This window comes from Halobaculum marinum, from assembly GCF_029338555.1.
Lineage (GTDB): Archaea > Halobacteriota > Halobacteria > Halobacteriales > Haloferacaceae > Halobaculum > Halobaculum marinum.
Map to the genome: position 1 here is coordinate 164,718 of NZ_CP119991.1, position 19,234 is coordinate 183,951.

Annotated in this window: 12 protein-coding genes; 8 read left to right on the plus strand and 4 right to left on the minus strand. The window is 56.4% G+C overall.

Annotation, left to right across the window (positions count from 1 at the left end):
- Nucleotides 1-83 precede the first annotated feature (83 nt).
- From P0R32_RS17265 to P0R32_RS17285, 5 genes are all read left to right on the plus strand, one after another.
- Nucleotides 84-935 (plus strand): hypothetical protein, encoded by an 852-nt coding sequence (locus tag P0R32_RS17265; RefSeq protein ID WP_276239650.1) that lies wholly within the window; start codon nucleotides 84-86, stop codon nucleotides 933-935.
- Nucleotides 932-1,795 carry a hypothetical protein gene (locus P0R32_RS17270; RefSeq protein WP_276239651.1) on the plus strand — a complete coding sequence of 288 codons (864 nt, stop codon included), beginning with the start codon at nucleotides 932-934 and terminating at the stop codon, nucleotides 1,793-1,795. Before P0R32_RS17265 ends, P0R32_RS17270 begins: the two co-directional genes overlap by 4 nt.
- Nucleotides 1,792-5,307, plus strand: coding sequence for a collagen binding domain-containing protein (locus P0R32_RS17275; protein ID WP_276239652.1), 3,516 nt, complete (start codon nucleotides 1,792-1,794; stop codon nucleotides 5,305-5,307). The genes P0R32_RS17270 and P0R32_RS17275 overlap by 4 nt, the downstream gene beginning before the upstream one ends.
- A gap of 1 nt (nucleotide 5,308) precedes the next feature.
- Entirely contained in the window at nucleotides 5,309-6,109 is an 801-nt protein-coding gene (locus P0R32_RS17280; protein ID WP_276239653.1) for a hypothetical protein, read from the plus strand.
- Nucleotides 6,110-6,194: 85 nt separating this feature from the next.
- On the plus strand, nucleotides 6,195-11,759 hold the full coding sequence (locus tag P0R32_RS17285) for a DEAD/DEAH box helicase (protein WP_276239654.1): 5,565 nt from the start codon (nucleotides 6,195-6,197) through the stop codon (nucleotides 11,757-11,759).
- 338 nt (nucleotides 11,760-12,097) lie between these two features.
- Here the strand turns inward: P0R32_RS17285 and P0R32_RS17985 are convergent, their stop codons facing one another.
- Nucleotides 12,098-12,367, minus strand: coding sequence for a DUF7344 domain-containing protein (locus P0R32_RS17985; protein WP_432765144.1), 270 nt, complete (start codon nucleotides 12,365-12,367; stop codon nucleotides 12,098-12,100).
- A gap of 633 nt (nucleotides 12,368-13,000) precedes the next feature.
- Between P0R32_RS17985 and P0R32_RS17290 the strand changes: the two genes are divergently transcribed.
- The 3 genes from P0R32_RS17290 (at nucleotide 13,001) to P0R32_RS17910 (ending at nucleotide 16,410) form a co-directional block, all read left to right on the plus strand.
- The gene (locus P0R32_RS17290; RefSeq protein ID WP_276239655.1) at nucleotides 13,001-13,147 is read left to right on the plus strand and encodes a hypothetical protein; all 147 of its coding nucleotides are present in this window, start codon (nucleotides 13,001-13,003) and stop codon (nucleotides 13,145-13,147) included.
- Nucleotides 13,148-13,318: 171 nt separating this feature from the next.
- A complete protein-coding gene (locus P0R32_RS17295; RefSeq protein WP_276239656.1) occupies nucleotides 13,319-14,704 on the plus strand; it encodes a UvrD-helicase domain-containing protein in 1,386 nt (461 codons plus the stop codon).
- A gap of 41 nt (nucleotides 14,705-14,745) precedes the next feature.
- Complete coding sequence (locus tag P0R32_RS17910; protein WP_343213814.1) at nucleotides 14,746-16,410, plus strand: PD-(D/E)XK nuclease family protein; 1,665 nt, start codon at nucleotides 14,746-14,748, stop codon at nucleotides 16,408-16,410.
- Nucleotides 16,411-16,527: 117 nt separating this feature from the next.
- Here the strand turns inward: P0R32_RS17910 and P0R32_RS17310 are convergent, their stop codons facing one another.
- The 3 genes from P0R32_RS17310 to folE all read right to left on the minus strand — a co-directional run bounded on the left by P0R32_RS17310 (nucleotide 16,528) and on the right by folE (nucleotide 19,232).
- A complete protein-coding gene (locus tag P0R32_RS17310; protein WP_276239657.1) occupies nucleotides 16,528-17,613 on the minus strand; it encodes a PDDEXK family nuclease in 1,086 nt (361 codons plus the stop codon).
- 321 nt (nucleotides 17,614-17,934) lie between these two features.
- Nucleotides 17,935-18,633: a 7-cyano-7-deazaguanine synthase QueC gene (gene queC, locus P0R32_RS17315; protein ID WP_276239658.1), complete on the minus strand. Its 699-nt coding sequence runs from the start codon at nucleotides 18,631-18,633 to the stop codon at nucleotides 17,935-17,937.
- Nucleotides 18,630-19,232, minus strand: coding sequence for a GTP cyclohydrolase I (gene folE, locus P0R32_RS17320; protein ID WP_276239659.1), 603 nt, complete (start codon nucleotides 19,230-19,232; stop codon nucleotides 18,630-18,632). The genes queC and folE overlap by 4 nt, the downstream gene beginning before the upstream one ends.
- Nucleotides 19,233-19,234: the final 2 nt, after the last annotated feature.

Below are 19,234 nucleotides of genomic sequence, written 5' to 3' on the forward strand. Positions count from 1 at the left end.
TCAGGGCCACCAGAGCAAAAGAGTTCAGTCGGACTCGATAATCAGAGGCGTTTGGAGCGCAAATCGGTTCGGGTACTGCATAGATGACCGGAGAGAACGATCTCTCGACGTTTCTTGGAACGAGCGAGTCCCCCGTCATCGTATATGACGAACATCTGAAAAAGCGTGGTCAGCAGGAACGCGCACAGCTCCGGAGCATCCCCCTCCTCTACGAATTGGGGGTTGAAGAGTTCGTATACGACGACCTCTGGGCTCGAGAGTTTCGACTCGTCGAACACGGATACACGGACCCGAACGACGTGTCTCCAGCGGACGTCTCGTTTCCGCTTGGCCACATCGTCACCACGCCGCAGTTGCTCCCCCGTCACGAACAGGAGTTCGACTACGAAGGGATCTCCCAGGCGGACGTTACGTGGGAGTTGCTCCGGGTGGCGAACGAACGGATCGGTGACGGCCAATACGTCCTTGTGACCGATACCGACGCACCAGAGATACCCTCACGAACCCCGGTCAAGGGTCGATCCGCGGCGGACCAGTTCAACGCCGTCACGTTCGACTATCTCGACCTTGTTCAAGAGTACGTCTCCAATCACGTCGACTCGGCGCTTCCGTTGGACTACACAAAGAACGTATTCTTCCACAGAGTGTCGGAGCACCACTCGAAACACGGAGCACCAGCGTCAACCCTACCGGAACTGTTCGAGTACGACGAAGCACCGGCGGGGAGTCCCGTCTGGGACCCGCTGTACTACTTCCTCGAACACGACCTTCAGGATATCCTCGACGAGTATGAGGAGCACGTCATGGAGGCGCTTCGCTCTTGGATCGAGCGGGGCGATACGGGCAAGATCGCGAGACGGATGATTGCGACGCTTCACCGGTGCGACTTCGACGCGGAACTGCTCGCCGAATATCAGAACGATACCAACCGATGAGTTACACCCACGCCACAGGAAAGTCGAGGAAGGACTTAGTCAGCTATCAGTCGGTCCGTGGAGCGGACGTCAAAGCGATCTTCCAGGAGATATCCGAATTAACCCCACTGAAACAACTGTATTCGGACTTCGGTCGTCCCCGGACGGACGGGAACTCGACATCGACCATCGACGACGCCGTTCAGTTCCTCCACGCGATCGATTTCGTGGAACGACCTGACGACCGGACAGTGAAACCGATCGAGGGACAACCGTTCGCCGACCTGCCCTTCGAACTTCGAATCCTACACCATCTCAAGCAGCAGTCTGGGAACCAGGAACATTTCATGGAATTGCACCGACTCCTCGCGAAACAGGACACGCAGTTCTATAACAAGGAACTGCTTGTCGAGGAGGCCAAACGAGAGTTGGAGTACTCGTTCGATTGGAACACCGAGAAGGTCCAAACGTGGTACAACCTTGTTGGTCCGCTCGGACTGGTCTCCGTCCACGACAACCAGGAGATCCTCACAAGTCCGTCCCCGCGTCTCGTCTACGACCTCCTTTCGGCGTTCATGGAGTCAGAAGACGGGTCGAATCGAATCCGTGATGCGCTGAACTGGATCGAGGACCAATTCTGCTCTTGTTTTGCCCAGCGTGGGGGTACAACACCGACCGTCCACAGAGGACTCGCTGAGACACTCAGTACGATGCAGTACGACGACTCAGTAACACTCACTTCGATGAGCGATACACACAAAAACGTCTCAATTCCGACGCTACAATCGAGGACGACAAGTTCGTTCGAAATCGGGGAACGCCCGACAAGACCTGCGTACGAATATCCCCTCGCTGCACACCGGGTGGAGGTGTCCCAATGAGTCTGACCAAAGAGGTTCGACCGTGGGATGATAACGTCGTGAGAGAGTATCTGACGGCGACATCACAACAGAAATCTGACCCGGAGAAGTTCTACAAGACACACCTCAATATCGACCGGATCTATGCGGAGTTCCTCGCCGATAAACAGGACACGATCGTCACACAGGCGGATCTCCGTGACACGCTTCTGAGCGGAGAGCTCGACGACGACATCCGTACGTACATCCTGAAGGGTGAAACCGGGTCGGGTAAGAGCCAACTTTGTCAGTGGCTCGATTACGAACTGCAAGGTCTCGGTCAGGATACGCCGGCCGGTGTTGAGGAACGCATTCCGCTTCACATCAAGGCCAGCGAAACCAGCCTCGAGCGGATCGTCGAGACACTGGCCGAACCGCTTGGCATCGATCCAGAGATCTCTCAGGTGAGTGGTCTCGATCCCTCTAAGGTCGCGAACGCGATCGCCACGAACCTCTCCGCGAACCCCGGACAGAAACTGGAGGACGCGGACATCGACCAGATCATCGAGGAGGGCGATCTCACGGAGATGTTGCGATCGAACATCGAACAGTACCAGCGCGGACTCGAGGCCGAAGACGAGACCGACTTCGATCCGAACCTCATCTCGAAGGACGACTACCGAGACCTCGCACTGAAGTTAGGAAGCGACAGCGTCTTTCACTCCAACCAGCGTGTCCTGCGCCAGGTCCTTCGGGACGAGATCCACCGACACTTCTCGCACGTCATCGGTGTCACGGACTTTCAGGGCCAACTCCTGCAGTACACAGAGCAGTATATAGACGAGATGGGGAAGCGGCCGGTGATCATCTGTGAAGACGTCACTACCTTCTCCGTCCTCAAGGAGCAACTGCTCGACCAGATCATTCAGGTGGAGAGCGCCTCGTTCGACATTGTCCTCGGATATACCACCGGGTTCGAGCAGGACGACCTCCAGGACGCGCTCGGAGACCGTGAGTCCCAGGACGCACTCACGTATCTGAAGGACCGTGCGGAGGGGTACATGACGCTCACCGAGAACGGTGAGGCGCTCTTCCTCGACGACGACCTCTCCATCGAACTCGTCCGGAAGTACCTTGACGTGATCAAAGCTGAGTCTGGCAGTACGATCAACGAGGCGACTGAGAATGCGTTCGATGGACTTTATCCGTTTAACCAGGTCGCCATCCGTGTCGCGTACGATAACCTCATCGAGGACGGGAGTCCCCGGCGAACACCCAGAGTGCTGTTGCAAAAGGTCGTCCGTCGATGCCTACTCTCGGACGAACCAACGTTCGAGACGCTTGACCGGAGCACCAACATTGACGCTGTCATCTCTCCGATCGACCAGGGAAGGTACTCTACTGAGTTACGGAAGATCGCGACTTGGTACGGGTACAAGAAGGAAGCGGGCGTTTCCGCGGGCGACAACCCCATTCTCGTCCCCATCGGAGTGCTCGATCACTTCGGGGTCGCTCCCCCAGACGGGCACAAAAGGTACGAGAGTGAGAAGACCGGTCAAGAGTTCGTCGTCTTCCAACTAAACAAACAGCTCAGCCTGACCGGCGGGGAGAGAGCTCGTCCGTCAGTGCTCGACAATGGAGGCATTGTTGGCCCCAAGAACGGGCTGAACGCTTCCTTCCTTGACAACGCCGCGCCCGGCGAGAACGCCACAGTTGAGGTGACGGACAACGGCTCCGTCATTGAGAACGCAATCGTCACTATCACTCAGAAGGTAGGTGACGAAGAGACGACCAAGACGTACGAGACTGGCGACGATGGGACGGCGACGTTCGCTGTCGCAGATCACGCCACCGAATTGGCCGTCGAGGTGACCGCAGACGACGCCAAGGCGAAACTCGAACGCGAGTTCGAGATTGGCCCCAAGAACGGGCTGGACGCTTCCTTCCTTGACAACGCCGCGCCCGGCGAGAACGCCACAGTTGAGGTGACGGACAACGGCTCCGTCATTGAGAACGCAATCGTCACTATCACTCAGAAGGTAGGTGACGAAGAGACGACCAAGACGTACGAGACTGGCGACGATGGGGCGGCGACGTTCGCTGTCGCAGATCACGCCACCGAATTGGTCGTCGAGGTGACAGCAGACGACGCCAAGGCGAAACTCGAACGCAAGTTCGAGACCGTCACTCCCGTTCAACCCGACACCCGTCGCGATATTAGCGCCAGCGTCCTCGAGTTCAACAATTGGTACGATACCGGCCAAGAGTACGATAGTTCGAACGTCCTCAGATCCGGTGCCGAGGAAGTTCTAGGGAAGTGGTACGACAGTACTCGGGTCGCGAACCCGAACGCATCAACCACGGGTGTCGGGGGTATCTACTTCACCCACGGGAGTTCGGTCCCCGTCTCGATCCAGGGTCCCGATGAGCGCAAGGACCTCTCCGTTATGTTGGAGTTCAACGACGGGAACCGCGACCTCTACTTCGACATCCTTCAGGTTGGAATGCACGACGGCGAGGGCTTCCCGGACGACGTAAACGCTGAGCGACTTCACGCTTGGGCGACGGATTCGGTCGTTCAGTTACGACACGACATCCGTGAGCGGGTTGAGTCATGTCTACCAGAGAATCTCTCTATCGAACACGTGGTCGTGTTTTCGAAGTTCCTCCTCCGGAACGCGGAGTTTGGCGATCTCGAGATTACGAGAGACCTTGTCTTCGACGAGGGTACGCCCAGAGACGACCGTGATTATGATGATCCAATTCGGGCGGCGATCGGGAGCAACAGCCCGCTCGCCGAGCAGCTCAACACCCTCAAGAAGCGTCGGACCGACATTACTGCTCTCGTCAACGGGTTCTTCCTCTTAAAAAAGAACCTCGTGGACCATGACCGACTGCGTACAGTCGAACGGGAGGTCGCGGATGACCCGTCGAAGTACCTCGATCTTGCCCAGCAGATCAACACCGAGGAACTTGACTATCCCAATTGGTACGAGATCGGGACGAATCGCGCTAACGCGAACACCAATGTCACGACCTTCCTTGACGCAGTATCCGACTATGCGGTACAAGTGTCATTCCTCTCTGAGGACGACCTTGAAGAGCACTTCGCGGACCACCTGGCCGCTGTTGAGAGTTGGTTCGATCCGAAGCATACGAAAGCTGACCTTCTGGACGCGTTCGACACACTCGACGAGGCGCTAGGTGTCTTCGACGTGACGAGGGACGGAGACTGGAAGGAGGCGAAGGCGTCACTCACCACAGATGGACACGACCTCCACCTCAACGAGTTTAATTCGGTCCTTTCGGACCTGAGATCGACGGGCCGAAATACTGCGTTTGAGCGACTCGCCTTGCTACACGACTTCCAAGTAAGCCTCGAGACTCACGATGCGTGGGAAGTCTACAAAACTCTCGATGAGATGATCGAGGTTCTCAGCGATCAGGAAATCGACGACACTGGCGATCTTGAGGAGCAGGTCAAGCAACTGAACGAACTGCGTCAATACGAGCAAGTACGTCAGAACGCAATCAAAGCCACGGAGGAGTTCTAACATGAGCGAGTCACCATCACTCAAATCAGCCGTTGAGCAGATCGAGGAGGAAACCGTCCAGAAACGGAACGCCGAAAATATCGACCAGAAAGTCGACCGAGCCGGAATGCTCATCTCGAGCCTCGAGAGGGATATCGACGCTTTGGAGGGTTCGATCCGAAAACTCCAGTTCTACCGCGAGATCCTCGACCGTGGGTTCGACATAGCTCCCCCTGGAGACGCGGCGATCAGACGCGCTCGTAGTTCAGTCGCCAAGACGCCGGAGGAGGTCGCCAGTGCACTCGTCGAAGAGGGACTCGACCAGCAGAGGACTTCCTCGGGGAAATTGAGTGGTGGCCCTCAGTTCGACCGATATCGAGATGAGATTTCGGAAGCCAAAGAGGACGTTGACAGGGCGGCTGAGCACGCCAGAAACACATATATATCGGAACGGAACGATTGGAAAGAGAAACTCAATTCCGCACAGGACCTCCTATATGCTCTCGGCTCCCAAGAGAAGGACTTCTCGAAGACCATCAGTTGGCTTCGCACGATCGTCACGAGTAAAATGGACGACCCGTCGAACTCCGCTTCGTCCGTCGTTCAGGAGTGGAAGAGAGCTCGAAAGAAGTGGGAGAAGAGCGAGGAACTCCACGACACGGCAGCCTTCCAGGAGGAGCACGGCATCAGCGACGAGACGATGGAGACGATTCTCGAACTCAACCAGCGGACAAATACAACCCTCGCTGACGTCGAATTGAGTACACTACGGGAGATCAAAGAAATCCCACAACTCGCCGAGTCGGTGAAGATAGAGATCTGACCGCTGACGGGCCGACTCCAGGCATCGACTAACAATAGATCTATACTTGTGAACAATGAACGAACCAGCACACCACGCGGAAACAATGCGGGAAGCGTACCAGACGTATCTGCAGGGACGAGGTGGTCTCCCTGCGAAGAGCGTCGCGAGTCGACTACAACCGGACTCGGCTGGCGAGTCGACACTCGCGGGGATGCGCGGTCCGTATCTTCAAGCGCTTCCCATCGCGAACTGGAGTCACCAGGACTGGTCGACGTTCGCGGGGTCACAGTCGCTCCACCCCAACATCAAACGCGCATTCCATCAGGAGGGATTCCGTCGTCTCTACGATTTCCAGGAGCGCAGCGTCGAACGAATCCTCGCGGGGGACGATACAGTGATCAGCGCCGCGACTGGACGGGGGAAGACCGAGGCGTGGCTCATCCCGATTCTCGACCAGATTGTCAAGTCGAAGACCACGACCGAACAGTCTGGGCGGACATCGACTAAGGCGCTTTTGATGTATCCCACGAAGGCACTGGCACAGGACCAGTTCAAGCGTTTGGTCCAGATCCTCTATCGAGTTAACCGGAACCTCAGGGAGAAGGAATGGGTCACTGTAGGGATTTACGATGGCGACACCCCACGTCATAAGCACGAGTCCAACGCACAGGGGTATCTCAATCGAACCTTCCAGCACTTCGGTTGCCCGGGAGCGAATGACGACCTCGATAAGTGTCAGTCGTGCGGACAGGGTGTGTTTGTCGAAACCAGTTCGAGCGGCTTCAGACTCCGACCCGACAAACCACGCTGTGAAGACGACCGGCCGCACGAAGTCCCCTTAGACTTCGTCCACCTGACCCGGACGGAGTTGATAGAAAACGGCGCGGACATTATCCTCACGAACCCCGACACGGTCAACTACCGACTGTTCAACATCAACGGCGAGACCGAACGGGAGGCGTTCATATACGAACCGGAGTTTCTCGTCTTCGACGAGGTCCACACCTACGACGGGCTGTTGGGGAGTTACACCGCGACGCTCGTCAAACGACTTCGCCGCCTCCGGGAGCGTCGAGACAGCGATCCGCTCCAGGTGATCGGGAGCAGTGCGACGGTCGCCAATGACGAGGAATTGTTCAGACAGGTAAGTGGGGCGAGCGAAGTCACATCGGTCAGAGAGGATCCGCGATCGCTGGATAGCTACGACGTCCAGGTTCCGGAAGCGCTGTATGAGGACATCGTCGATTCCGAGTCGATCGTCGACGCAGGTCGCAGCGATAGCGAACCGCCCAGCCAGTTCGGAGACGTCGACGTCCAGATCGAGAACGCGAGACACCTCGATAACGACCGATTGGAGGACCAGGTCGCGGACGAACTGTTCAACTATTACACTGCTGACAGCACTGACGACCCGGTCATCCAGACTTTCCAAACGCTCTATATGGATTTATCGAGCGAGCCTCGAACACCGAAGGAATTCGTCACTGACACTGCCGAACGCTTCGATCTCACGCGGGAACAGGCTAGCCGTGTGGTCGAGAACTTCCAAACGGTGGGCCAGTTCGCCGGATTACTTGAAAGCCGCCATCATCTGTTTTCGTGGCCCCTTGATGGGTTCTATGCATGTGTGTCTTGTGAGGCGGTGTACCGGTCCCCGCAAGACGAGTGTGGCGTCTGTAGTGGTGAGTTCGTCACACGGGCAACTTACTGTAACAACTGCGGTGAGGAACATCTCGTCGCCGACGCCTGTTCGAACTGCGACCGACTCATCCCCCACGTTCACACTGAGGAGGGACTGATCGGCGACGAGGAGTTCCAGCCCTGTCCGTTCTGCGGGACCCACGAGGATACTGGGCCTCTTATGCACCGAGTCACTTTCTCGCCGTTCGTTCGTTGCGCCGACTGCGGCCACGCTGAGCCTCGCTCGATGACTGATAGCTGTGACCGATGCGGGACTCAAGGCGTTCCGACCGACAAGGGGACGTTCGTCTGCCGTAACCCCTCTTGTGGTCACACGTGGGAACTGACGCGGTCGTGTTCCTCTTGCAGCGGATCGGATCTCCAAGCGGTGGGGCTCAACGGCTCGATCGAATGTAGCGACTGCGGTGAGCCCTACAGCGCCGCCGAGGTCCCGACGGACTGTTCGTGCGGGAACAGGGTGACGAATACTCGGTACGTTCCATGGGTGTGTGCCGACGGCGACTGTGAGGCAGTTCACTTCGAGCAATCATCACCCGAGAGGTGCTCCTGTGGATCGACGGAGTTCGTGAAACGCGGTCTCTATGAGGTGTCGACTGTTCATACCTGCTCCTCCTGCGACACAGAACACCTCGATGGTGGTGGTTGCGATTGCCCCGACCCCTCCTATCGAACTACGCAGGAGCCGTACCGTCGATATCGGACGTGGAATGGCGAGCGGCACGTCCGATCGCCACTGGGTATCCCTCAGGCGATCCCGTGTGAGCACAGCCTTCACTCGACAGTAGTTGGGGATCCGTACACCGAATTGATGCGAAGTCCGACGAACGCTGCGGTGACGCCCTCCCAATATCTGCTCCGGGATATCGCGAGCGAGGAGGGTCTCAGCGACTCGAAACTGCTTGCGTTCTCCGACTCGCATCGCGACATGAAAGAGATTGACCGAGCGTTCACGGAACCAGAGGTCGACACGGCGCTCGACCAACTCGTGCTTGCGGGGTTGGAACTCGCGCTCGCTGGCCGACAGTCGGCAAACCTCGGCAGCACCGATCTGGCAACCCTCACAATCGGAGCGAGCACAAACGAACAACCACCGGAGGAAGCAGACTCGATATGGGTGGATCTCGAGAGGGTAGCCGAACACGGCTACGAACTCCTCTCGGCGCTCGAACAGGAACTTGGTGACGGTGATGTTCGAGACCAGCAGGGAGTCGACCTCGCCAGTACGATCTTCAGTACCGAGTACCTGTCTGACCCCGAATCCGCAGTCAAGGACAAACTTCGACGGCGAGCGGTCCGTCACGTCGGTGAGCGACCGTCAACGGGAGTCTCTCTGGAGACGGACGGACTCGTTGATGTTCGGCTATCGCCGTCCGTCCGTGACAAACTTGTACCGGAGGAGGAAGCCGTCATCGCTGCGTTGGTCGACGCTGGAGACAGCGCCGCACTTACCGACATAGTGGGCGAGGAGGACGACGAACGGCGTCGGATCATCGACCTGCTGGTAAGTAAAGGGGTCTTGGAATTCCGGAACGACGACCGGGTGGCATTCGATCCGACCGTGCTCGAACTGACACTCCCACAATGGGGGTCCGTCCAGTACAATCCGAGTGGTGACGAATACTACTCCCAACGGCAGCACGAGTATCAATCACCGACGGGTGTCGTTCGAGCGGAGGACAGCGTGCTCGATCGGGCCGAAAGAATCCACCCACGCTTCACCGAGCGAGCGTTCACCGCGACTCGGTCGCGGGTCGCATTGCTGTTGAGCGAACTGTACTTCGGGGCGACACCGAAGATGCGGCGCCGCGAGATCGAACACCTGTTCCGGGAGGGGACGTACCCGCATTTCCTCTCGTCGGGGCCAACAATGGAGATGGGGGTCGATATCGGATCGCTCGATACGCTCCTCCTGTACGGTACGCCGCCGAACATGAACGCCTATCTCCAGCGGATCGGACGAGCAGGTCGACGTTCCGGATCCGCACTCGTTCACAGCGTGAGCCAGCGAAACCCGATCGACTACTACTACTACGACGAACCGATCGAACTCATCGACGCTGACAAACAGCCTGTTCCGCTCAACGAACACAACGAGCGTGTTCTCCGTGTCTCTCTGGCCTGGGGTGTTCTCGATTACCTCGCAGCAGAGTTTGTTGTTCCGTGGGAGACGACTCAAAACAGCGTCAAGGGAGGAGAATCAGTCCAACGTCGCTCGGAAGTCTCAGAGGAACGACGTGACGAGGTGGCAAAGTTTACGAAGGTACTGTCGCGTAACGTTTCCCAACTCGAACTCGGGACTGACAAGTCGCGACTCCGTCCTGTTGAAATCACGATCACGGACCACGAACGGGAAATCCGTGAGTATCTTGAGTCAATGCTGTCGTACGCCTACTGTATAGGGTGTCACCGACACTTCGACGAATCGAAAGCGGGTACGGAATGTCCTGAATGCGACTCGGATCGGCCACTGGTCGGGGCACTAACCGAACACGGTCATCTCGTCGATGATGCTGTCGACGCGGCGAGACGCGTTTTCGTAAACGGGTATCGAACATACGCGGACAAACTCCGAGAGCGGATCCGAGAGTATGCGTCCCGTCGAGACGAAATCGAGTCCCGACTGGAAGCGGCCACCGCAGAGGAAGAACCCCGGCTAGAGCGACAACAACAGCAGTTCGAGAATCGGAGACGTGTTCTTGAGGAGTACCTGGAGCAGTTGTCGGGGAAGAGTTACCTGACGGTCCTCAAGGACGCGTTCGCGGAGTACGCGTTCAGCCTCCGCACTGTCTCCGACTCCGTCGGGATCGAGGTCGTAGACGAGACGGGCAAACCCGAACCGATCGGCGATGATCGAAGTGGCCGGTCGAGCCGACTCGCCATCGGTGAACTCCATCCGGGAGCGGCGTACCTGCACGAACGTCGGCCGTTCGTCGTTTCACAGGTGTTCATCGACGACAAGGGATCGGCTGACCTGCGGGAGACCATCGAGACGCATGCGGAGACCGCGGTTGAGGACATCGACGGACTTGCGGAGGATTTTGTCTGTCAGGAGTGTGGGTCTACCGCTGACTCGCCTGACACCGACTGTTCGTGCGGGGCAACCGCTTGGCAGCAGCGACGGCTCTACGCACTCGAGTCCGTCGAGGCGACGCTCGACACAGAGTCGCTTCCGAACGAACTCGACCGGGCGCGTCAGATATACGAGCGTTCCGGGGAGCGCGTCCAGAACACGTACGCCCACCGAGAGACGGAGATCCTCGATTTCGACTCCAAGCAACAGTTCGAACTACAGACAGCCGACGGAACACCAGTCGGCACCCTCGCGTTCGGCGAATACGAGATACTGGAGTTCACCGAATCGTATCGGACTAAGTACCAGTCAGGTGCGGTGGACGACGAGGCGACGACATTCGAACTCTGTGGAGAATCGGACTGCACCGGGATCATGTATGAAGACGAAAATGATGTCCGCCGCTGTTCAGTTAACGCCGATCACGTCGTCGATACGGGGGGTTCAGAGGCCACGTACGCCCGCTTGGGATACTCGTACTCGACTGAGGGTGTTCGGGTAAGTCTGAGTGAGGGGGAACGCCACGCAGATCACACGCTCATTCACGGCCTTCGGTTGGCACTTCAGAAACTCTCTGGTGTGACGATCCGGGATCTCAACGAGTATATCGGGACGGGATACGCCGACGTGTTCGACTCTCTCGAGGGAGGGGCAGCTGTCTCTCGTCTCCTGATCGAAGAGGAGGACGGGGCCTTCGAGAACTTCCAGTCCGCGATGGACCTCATCTCGACGCAGTTCAGTTGTGACTGTTCAGATGGGTGTCCACGTTGTCTGTATCAGTACGGGTGTACACACCGGAATCGACCCCATTCGTTTGAGCGCGATGACGTGCTTGATCTCGTTGAGAACGGACTTCGTCTTCATCGGATATCCGGTGATACGACAGAGGAAGCCTGAGAATCAATCGCAACATCGGCGAATTCGCTCCGGTTCCTCAGCGCGTTTACCAAGAGTTGATCACTGACGGGGCGGTGAACCTCTGTTTGTTCGTCGAACCTATCCCTGACAAAATACGCGTGGAGGTTCACGACTATCGAGGACGCTGTCGACGACTGCGGTCGGTGATTCGGGGATACGGAACGGTGGATAGTCAAACGACTCCTATTGTGAGTGCGTACGAATACCGCATCCTCCAGCAAGGGTGTGCTCAACTCATTCGACTCACTTCATTGGTGTGATCCAGTTCAGGCAGAATAAAACTATTCAAGAGGATGATTGTAGCGCCAGTCTTGGCGTTAGCGAAGGTACCGAGCGAACTGTGCAAGAAGAGCATACTGTCTCACACGGGATGTCGGCGTGACGGTCTTTCGGGTATCGTTGTATTCGACCACGCCATGTGCGGCGAGTTTTGGAAGGTGTGTCTGAATGAGTCCGTTATACGCAGATTCATATTCCTTTGACCCGATTTGCCTTGGTGGTTCACTGAGTTCGATCCCACGAACGATCCTCGCCAGATGACGAACCTCGACGCACTCATCGCGACAGAAAAGGGAGAGGTATTCGATGACGAGCAGTCGACGTCGATTCCCGAGCAGACCGAAGAGCGTCGCCGTATCGATAACTGATTTAGCAGACATCGGCTATGCCTCCGAGTAGTTCGTGCTGTTGGCGGTGCTGCCGATTATTTCTGAGTATTTCCATGATCAAGGCAAGGCGAGTGATTTCGCCTTCGCCCGTGCTGGGTGAGAGAAATTCAGGTCATAGGCAGACTACTCTAGACTTTCTCCAGTCCGTGAGTCGCCCTATTCGGTCGATGATGGTCGCGTCATTGACGGTCAAATGGTACTACGGTAACGCCTAACTCGGCTTCGGTGCGCCGCACTCGAGCCATATCTCCAGCACCAGCGCGACCGTTCGCTCTCAGTCACCGTCCCAGTCAAGCATATCCGAGGCACGTGGCGTCTGCTGGTAGTTCTTAAGGACCTTCGCCGACACCCACGCGAGGGACTTGAGGGTGCCGTCCTTCACCACGTCCGGGTCGGTGGTCGAATCGTCCTCAGCGAGTCGCTTCCCGAAGACACGGAGCGCGACGCGGTAGTCTCGGTTCGTCTCGGCTTGTCTTATATGGTGTTAATCCACGCGACGACGTCCCGGCGTCGAGGCGTCCCGCGAACCGTTCGTGCTCGTGGACGACTAAGATGGGTGTCACGCTCTCCGTCTCGATAGAGGACGTGCGGGAGGTGTTCATCTTCGGTCTGTTCCGACTCGTCGAGTGTGAGGACGATCGGCGAATCTCCGTCTTCCAGTTGTGCGAGGTGCGACGACGTGTTATCCGCCTTCGGTGATGAGCGGGTCTTGAACCCTGCGTCGACTAGCGCCTCTTCGAGGTTTCATCATTTGATCCTCTTCCAAGGAGGTGGCTACTTGTCGTTTTACACAACTATTATCTAGTAGGAGGTACCCATACTATAGAACCACCAATGAATATTTGGTGACATTTAAACACTGAACGATCCATGGACACGATATCATTAGCTGAGTTCGAGCGTCGCTGGGAGAAGTTGAACGATTGGGAGATCGAAGGAGGAAAACACGATATTCTTCACCATGAGAGTGGTCCATTGTGGGTCCTCGCCGGTCCTGGCAGCGGGAAAACTGAGGCCTTGATCATTAAGACTCTCCGCCTGTTGGTCGTCGACGGTGTCGCTCCCGAGTCGATAATGCTGACGACGTTCACAGAAAAGGGAGCTGAAGAACTTGAGGATCGTATTGCAGTCGCGGTCCATGCGTTTGGCTACGGCGATGAAATAGATGTCACGAATATTCGAAGCGGGACTCTCCACAGCCTCTGTGATTCACTTATGGATGAATACCGCTATCCAGGCTATCTCGACCTTCAGCTTCTCGATCAGCATGATCAAGAGTTCTTCGTAAGACGCCACGCCGACGAACTACGAACGTGGCTGAAAGACGATGAGTACGGTGCATACGAGTTCTTTGAATCACTCCGTCAACCCTGGAAGACGAACTATCCACCGAACACGTGGGAGGCAACACGGCTCGGAATACAACTACTCAATAAAGCACGCCAGTACCGGACTGACCCAGAGCGGTTAGCTGAGAGCGACGAACCTGTTCTCCGGCAACTAGGCGAACATCTGGAAACGTACCAGGAACTCCTTGAGTCCCCTGACCAGCAACGGTGTGACTTCGCCGCTCTTCAGGAGCACTTCCTCGAGTTTATTGAGTCGACTTCGAGCGATCGCTTGTTCAATGGCGATCCCGAGGTCGACAAACCACCGCTTGAGTACGTCCTCGTCGACGAATATCAAGACACGAACCCACTACAGGAGCGAATCTACTTCGAACTGGCCAAAAGATGCGATGGCGACCTAACAGTCGTTGGTGATGACGACCAAGCTCTGTACCGCTTTCGTGGGGGGACTGTCGAATGTATGGTGCGGTTTGGTGAGCGGTGTGAGGTTGAACTCGGAGTCAGTCCTGAAACAGCACAACTCACCGAGAACTTCCGCTCACACAATGAGATCGTCGAGTGGATAAACCGGTACATCCACCATCATAAAGAACTCAGTGCAACACTCAGGGCCCCGAACAAGGAGCAGTTAGACCCAGCTGCGGAACTCGATGGCGACTACCCAGCGGTAAACGCAATTCTCGGGGGCAACAGACAGGATACCGCCGCGATTGCGGCTGAGCTGGTTGAGTACATACTCGAAGAGGGTATTCTAGAGACGATCCAAGCCAGATTGCACTCCTGGTTCGGTCCTCTAAGGAGTCTCCACAGAATGCAGGTCCGTTCGTCAACGAACTCCGCAGTCGCGGCATCGATGTATACAATCCTCGAAACAAAGCACTTCTCGACCAGGAAGAAATTCAACTAGCCCTCGGCGGGTTGCTACGGGTACTTGACCGTGATCTCACCGTGCTCGACAGCAACCGTATCCGCGGGAACTTCCAGAGTTCTGCTCATGATTGGATCGAAGCGTTCGACGAACTCCGCGCTGAGGCCGCTAGTGATGAACTCGATGCATATGTGAAGAATGCTCATGAAAACCTCGACGGGCACGATACTGATGAATGGCTTGAGTCGGTGATGGACGTGTTTTACCGGCTCATGGCACACGACCCGTTCAGTACCTGGCGTGAGGAAGACCCTAACCGTGCGAAGCGACTTGCGACACTTACCAATCTGCTTGAAGCCTTCACCAATATCTACAATGGAAAACTTCGGACATCGGGCCACTATGAGGGGCAGATATCACACGGGTGGTTGGTGAACTTCTACTACAACTTTGTCCAGTACGTTGCAAACTCTGGATTCGACGAACCTGAAGATCCCTACGACAAGATCCCGGAGGGATTCGCTCAGGTAATGACGGTCCACCAGGCAAAAGGTCTCGAGTTCCCAGTCGTTCTCGCGGCCGACATTGACAAAAGCGATGGTCCTGATGGTACCCACTTCATGGAGGATGTTCTCGCTCCGTACTCCGACCTCGACACCGACGAGAGTAGCGCCAAAGTCCGTGCAGACGGAGATAACATCCGCCGGTTCTTCGTTCAGTATTCACGTGCACAGGACGCCCTCGTGTTGGCCGGGGCACGCTCAAATGTTGAGCAGATTGCTCTGGGGAACAGTGCCGATGGGACACCGATTACGCCGGACGATCTTGAGGCAGCAGGGAGAGTACTCACCGACAGCAATGACTTCTCACGGTTCGACGTGATTGACCGAGAGTTCGACCGAGGTGCCGGAGTCCGGCGACGGTATAGCGTCACGGGTGATATCCTCTCGTATCGACGGTGTGCCCGCCAATATGGACACTTCTCCGACTACGGGTTTTCACCAGCACAAGCCGCGCAATTGTATTTCGGTACTGTCGTCCACGAGACTCTCGATCGGATGCACCAACAGTACCGGGGTCAGTTAGACGAAGTTGAGGCTAGCGTCCCAGAGGAGGCGGATATTGAGCGATACTTCGAACAGGTCAGTAACGCACTCATCGCCCACGGTACGAAACCGATGAGCGGCGAGGCAAAGGAGCGGGCACTTGAGTATATCAAGGAATTCAACGAAGAGATGGCTGAGGAACTCTACCCTCGCGTCAAAGACACCGAACACCGTTTGCAGGCCCAACATCAGGACTTCGTAATTGAGGGAACTGTGGACGTGCTGATTCGAGAGGATGGCACTGACAGCGAGGAACCAAGCGATTGGGAGATCTGGGATTACAAGGCGTCACAACTCCCGGACAAAGGGAACATCGACTTGGAGAATTACCGCTACCAGATGCAGGTGTACGCCGGACTCTACGAGCAGAAGAACGGTGTTCTACCATCACGTGCTGTGCTCTATTTCATGGGCGAGTCTGACCCCGAGCAAGCACAGGTGGAGATTGAGTTCGATCGTGATCAGATTGATAGTGCGATGGAGACGTTTAGCTCGACAGTCGGGAGCATCGAGCGGAGCCGAGAATCTCAAGAATGGAATCCACCTGAGAAGCCCCCATCCAAGGAAACTTGCACGTCTTGCGACCTTCGATGGGACTGCCCTGTAGTTGAGGATGAGTATCCCATGCGGGCACCCTGAAAAACAGTCTCTGCCATCTGCAGGCTTCTAACCGGGCGGGGGGCATCGTTCTATTTTGGCACCGTGCTAATCGGATCGGTAGAACGACGCGTCACGTTGCACGGAGAGAGTGAGGTGTTAGACTGAGTTCCGTGTTGTCGTCGACCGGATCAGAGACTTTCCTTCGTCAATCGCGACGTGGGCAAGCACGTCGTATCCTTCTGGTGTGATGTAGAATGCCCCATCAACAACGGTCACAAGTCCGAGCTCCTGCAGATAGTTCCCTACCCAGCGAACGGCATCAGCTCTAGTTCGCTCACCCCAGGCAGAGCCTTTCCCGACTTTCTTCGCATACCAGTCATCGATATCGTCACGCGCAACAGGGTGGGAGTTCTTCGAGAGCTCGAACACACTTTGGAGCAGGGCTGCCATGCTGTAGGTGAGATCTGAGAAGAACACATTGTCATAGAGCAAGTCAGTAATCACCTGTGCTTGCTCCGTTGTGAGTTCCCATCTCGACTCCACCTCATCACCTCCTGCGACGTACGCTTCACCACGGGGTGTGAGGTAGATCCCATCGGAGTCTTCCGTAGTGAGGCCAAGCGCGTCAGCTTGCTGGACGAACTTTCGAATCCTAGATCTTGGACTGCTCGAGTTCCCCTTGCCAAGTCGATCGTACTCACTTGCGGCGTCTGTTATCGAAACAGGGTCGTCTCGATCTTCAAGGAATCTGAGGTATTCGTTGAAGAGCCCAAACCGGGCGACTGCCGTCACATCGCCCTTGACTTGGAACTGTCGAAGGTCACTGAATATCGTGTCATGGAACGCATCGAGAACATCGCCGATCTCGTACGTGACCGCCTCGAGGTCGCTCTGCCTGCACGCAGTTCGGACTGACGAGGGGATTGACGGTGCGAGCAAAACTGGGTACAGTGTACGACCCTCGGCGAATTCGGTATTATCTGCTACAGCGTCATAATCCTCTTTGTACCCCTTCAGTTGAGAGACGTGGTCTTCGGTAGCTTCGACGACCTTCAATTCGATCAGGAGGACCTCCTCGCCCGCGAGAAACACCAGATCAGCTCGGCCACTCGGTAGTTGCTGCTGTCGCTCGACCAGTCTCAGCGGGGGATCGATGTTGGGAAGCACATTCTCGAGTACCTCAGGGAGTTGCGCAAGGACGTCCTCGACAGCTCTCTCTGAGGCGGTCTGTGACTGAGCCATGGCCAACGATTTGCAATCGGTGTGTATGTGTGTTTCCTCAGTATCGACTGGCCACGAGGACCAACGGGGACACCCGGACAGAAATTCTCGTGAAGCCAGGAGACGAGTCTCTCAATCTGTTCTCTTTCCTCGGTTGATGACCACCCAATCATCCTGCTCGGGTAATCGTAGGTCTTGGTCGACTCGTTCTGCACCTGGTCATTCTCTAGGAGTTGAACCTCTTTCCCACCGAAATACCAGAAGTGCAAACTAATGAGGCCCTGGTCTCTACTCGATTACTACGCGCTGAAGCCTCCAGTGTTGTAATCGCTGCTTTCTCGATCAATCCTCCGAATATTCCGGGCATTCGGCGTATTTGATTGGGTCGCGAATACTGATGTTCTGGAATGCCTGAAGGCGAAACGCGCAAGCATCACACGTCCCACAGGCGGGTTCTTCATCTTTGTAACAGCTCCATGTTAGTTCGTAAGGGACGTCGAGTTCGGTCCCAGCCTCAGCGATATCCGTCTTGGACCACTCTACGAACGGAGATTCAATGCTGATCTCGGTTTCGTCTTTTGTGCCGACGTCGACGACCTCCTGGAAGGCGTCAAAGAACGCGGGCCGACAGTCTGGATAGCCGGAGAAGTCCTCGGAGTGCGCTCCAATGAACACAGCATCACACTCGTTGGCTTCGGCGTAGGAGGTCGCCATCGCGAGAAGGTTCGCGTTCCGGAACGGCACGTAGGAAGTCGGGATTTCATCGCTTTCGAGGTCGGCTTCCTCGATGTCTATCTCTTCATCGGTCAAGCTTGAGTCGCCGATCTTCGAAAGGTGATCTGTGGTAAGATGGAGGAAGTCTGCAGCGTCGAAGTAGTCGGCTTGGGCCTTCGCACACTCATACTCCTTATTTTCTGTCCGTTGGCCATATGAGGTGTGCAGGAGGTAGAGTTCGTAACCCCGATCTTTGGCAATGGCGGCGGCGGTCGCCGAGTCCATCCCTCCAGAAGCAAGAACCACTGCCCGCTTCGCGCTGCTCATTGATTCCCCTCCGCACGGGCAACTGCGGCTTGGAACTGTTCGCGTTCGACATCGGTGAGTTCACCGATGGTGGTACGAGTGGTTGTCGTGCTTTCAGTCTCGACGCCGCGCATGGCTTCACAGAGATGGGTGGCATTCATTTCGACCAGTACCATTGGTGCGTCAAGTTCCTCAGCAAGGCCAGACGCAAGGTCATTCGTGAGGGATTCCTGCATGGTAAGCTGACGAGACTGCCAGCGGACGTACCGCGCTATCTTTGATAGTCCAACAACTTCCTCGCTGGGGCGATATGCGACGTGTGCTATCCCGTGGAACGGCAACAAGTGGTGCTCACAGAGCGAGTAGAATGGAATGCCAGTCTTCACAACGAGGTCATCGTTCTTTGCGTCGAAAGTGCGCATCGTCGGCTTGGCCTCGTGGCGATTACCCTCGGTGAGCGTCGTGAACGCGTCTGGGATACGGCGCTCCCAAGTGTCTTTGAGGCCCAGCCGATCGGGGTCCTCACCGAGCGATTCGAGGAGGATGCGCGTCCCTCGCTGGGCTTTCTCTCGGTCAATATTCTCTCCTTCGGGTTGTGTGAGTTGTGAGTGTTGTGTCATCG

Excerpts from the sequence above, each read along its gene's own strand:
- P0R32_RS17265 (WP_276239650.1), top strand. The coding sequence starts at position 84 with ATGACCGGAGAGAACGATCTCTCGACGTTTCTTGGAACGAGCGAGTCC.
- P0R32_RS17280 (WP_276239653.1), top strand. The coding sequence starts at position 5,309 with ATGAGCGAGTCACCATCACTCAAATCAGCCGTTGAGCAGATCGAGGAG.
- P0R32_RS17275 (WP_276239652.1), top strand. The coding sequence starts at position 1,792 with ATGAGTCTGACCAAAGAGGTTCGACCGTGGGATGATAACGTCGTGAGA.
- P0R32_RS17285 (WP_276239654.1), top strand. The coding sequence starts at position 6,195 with ATGCGGGAAGCGTACCAGACGTATCTGCAGGGACGAGGTGGTCTCCCT.
- queC (WP_276239658.1), bottom strand. The coding sequence starts at position 18,633 with ATGAGCAGCGCGAAGCGGGCAGTGGTTCTTGCTTCTGGAGGGATGGAC.
- P0R32_RS17270 (WP_276239651.1), top strand. The coding sequence starts at position 932 with ATGAGTTACACCCACGCCACAGGAAAGTCGAGGAAGGACTTAGTCAGC.
- P0R32_RS17290 (WP_276239655.1), top strand. The coding sequence starts at position 13,001 with ATGGGTGTCACGCTCTCCGTCTCGATAGAGGACGTGCGGGAGGTGTTC.
- folE (WP_276239659.1), bottom strand. The coding sequence starts at position 19,232 with ATGACACAACACTCACAACTCACACAACCCGAAGGAGAGAATATTGAC.
- P0R32_RS17295 (WP_276239656.1), top strand. The coding sequence starts at position 13,319 with ATGGACACGATATCATTAGCTGAGTTCGAGCGTCGCTGGGAGAAGTTG.
- P0R32_RS17310 (WP_276239657.1), bottom strand. The coding sequence starts at position 17,613 with ATGGCTCAGTCACAGACCGCCTCAGAGAGAGCTGTCGAGGACGTCCTT.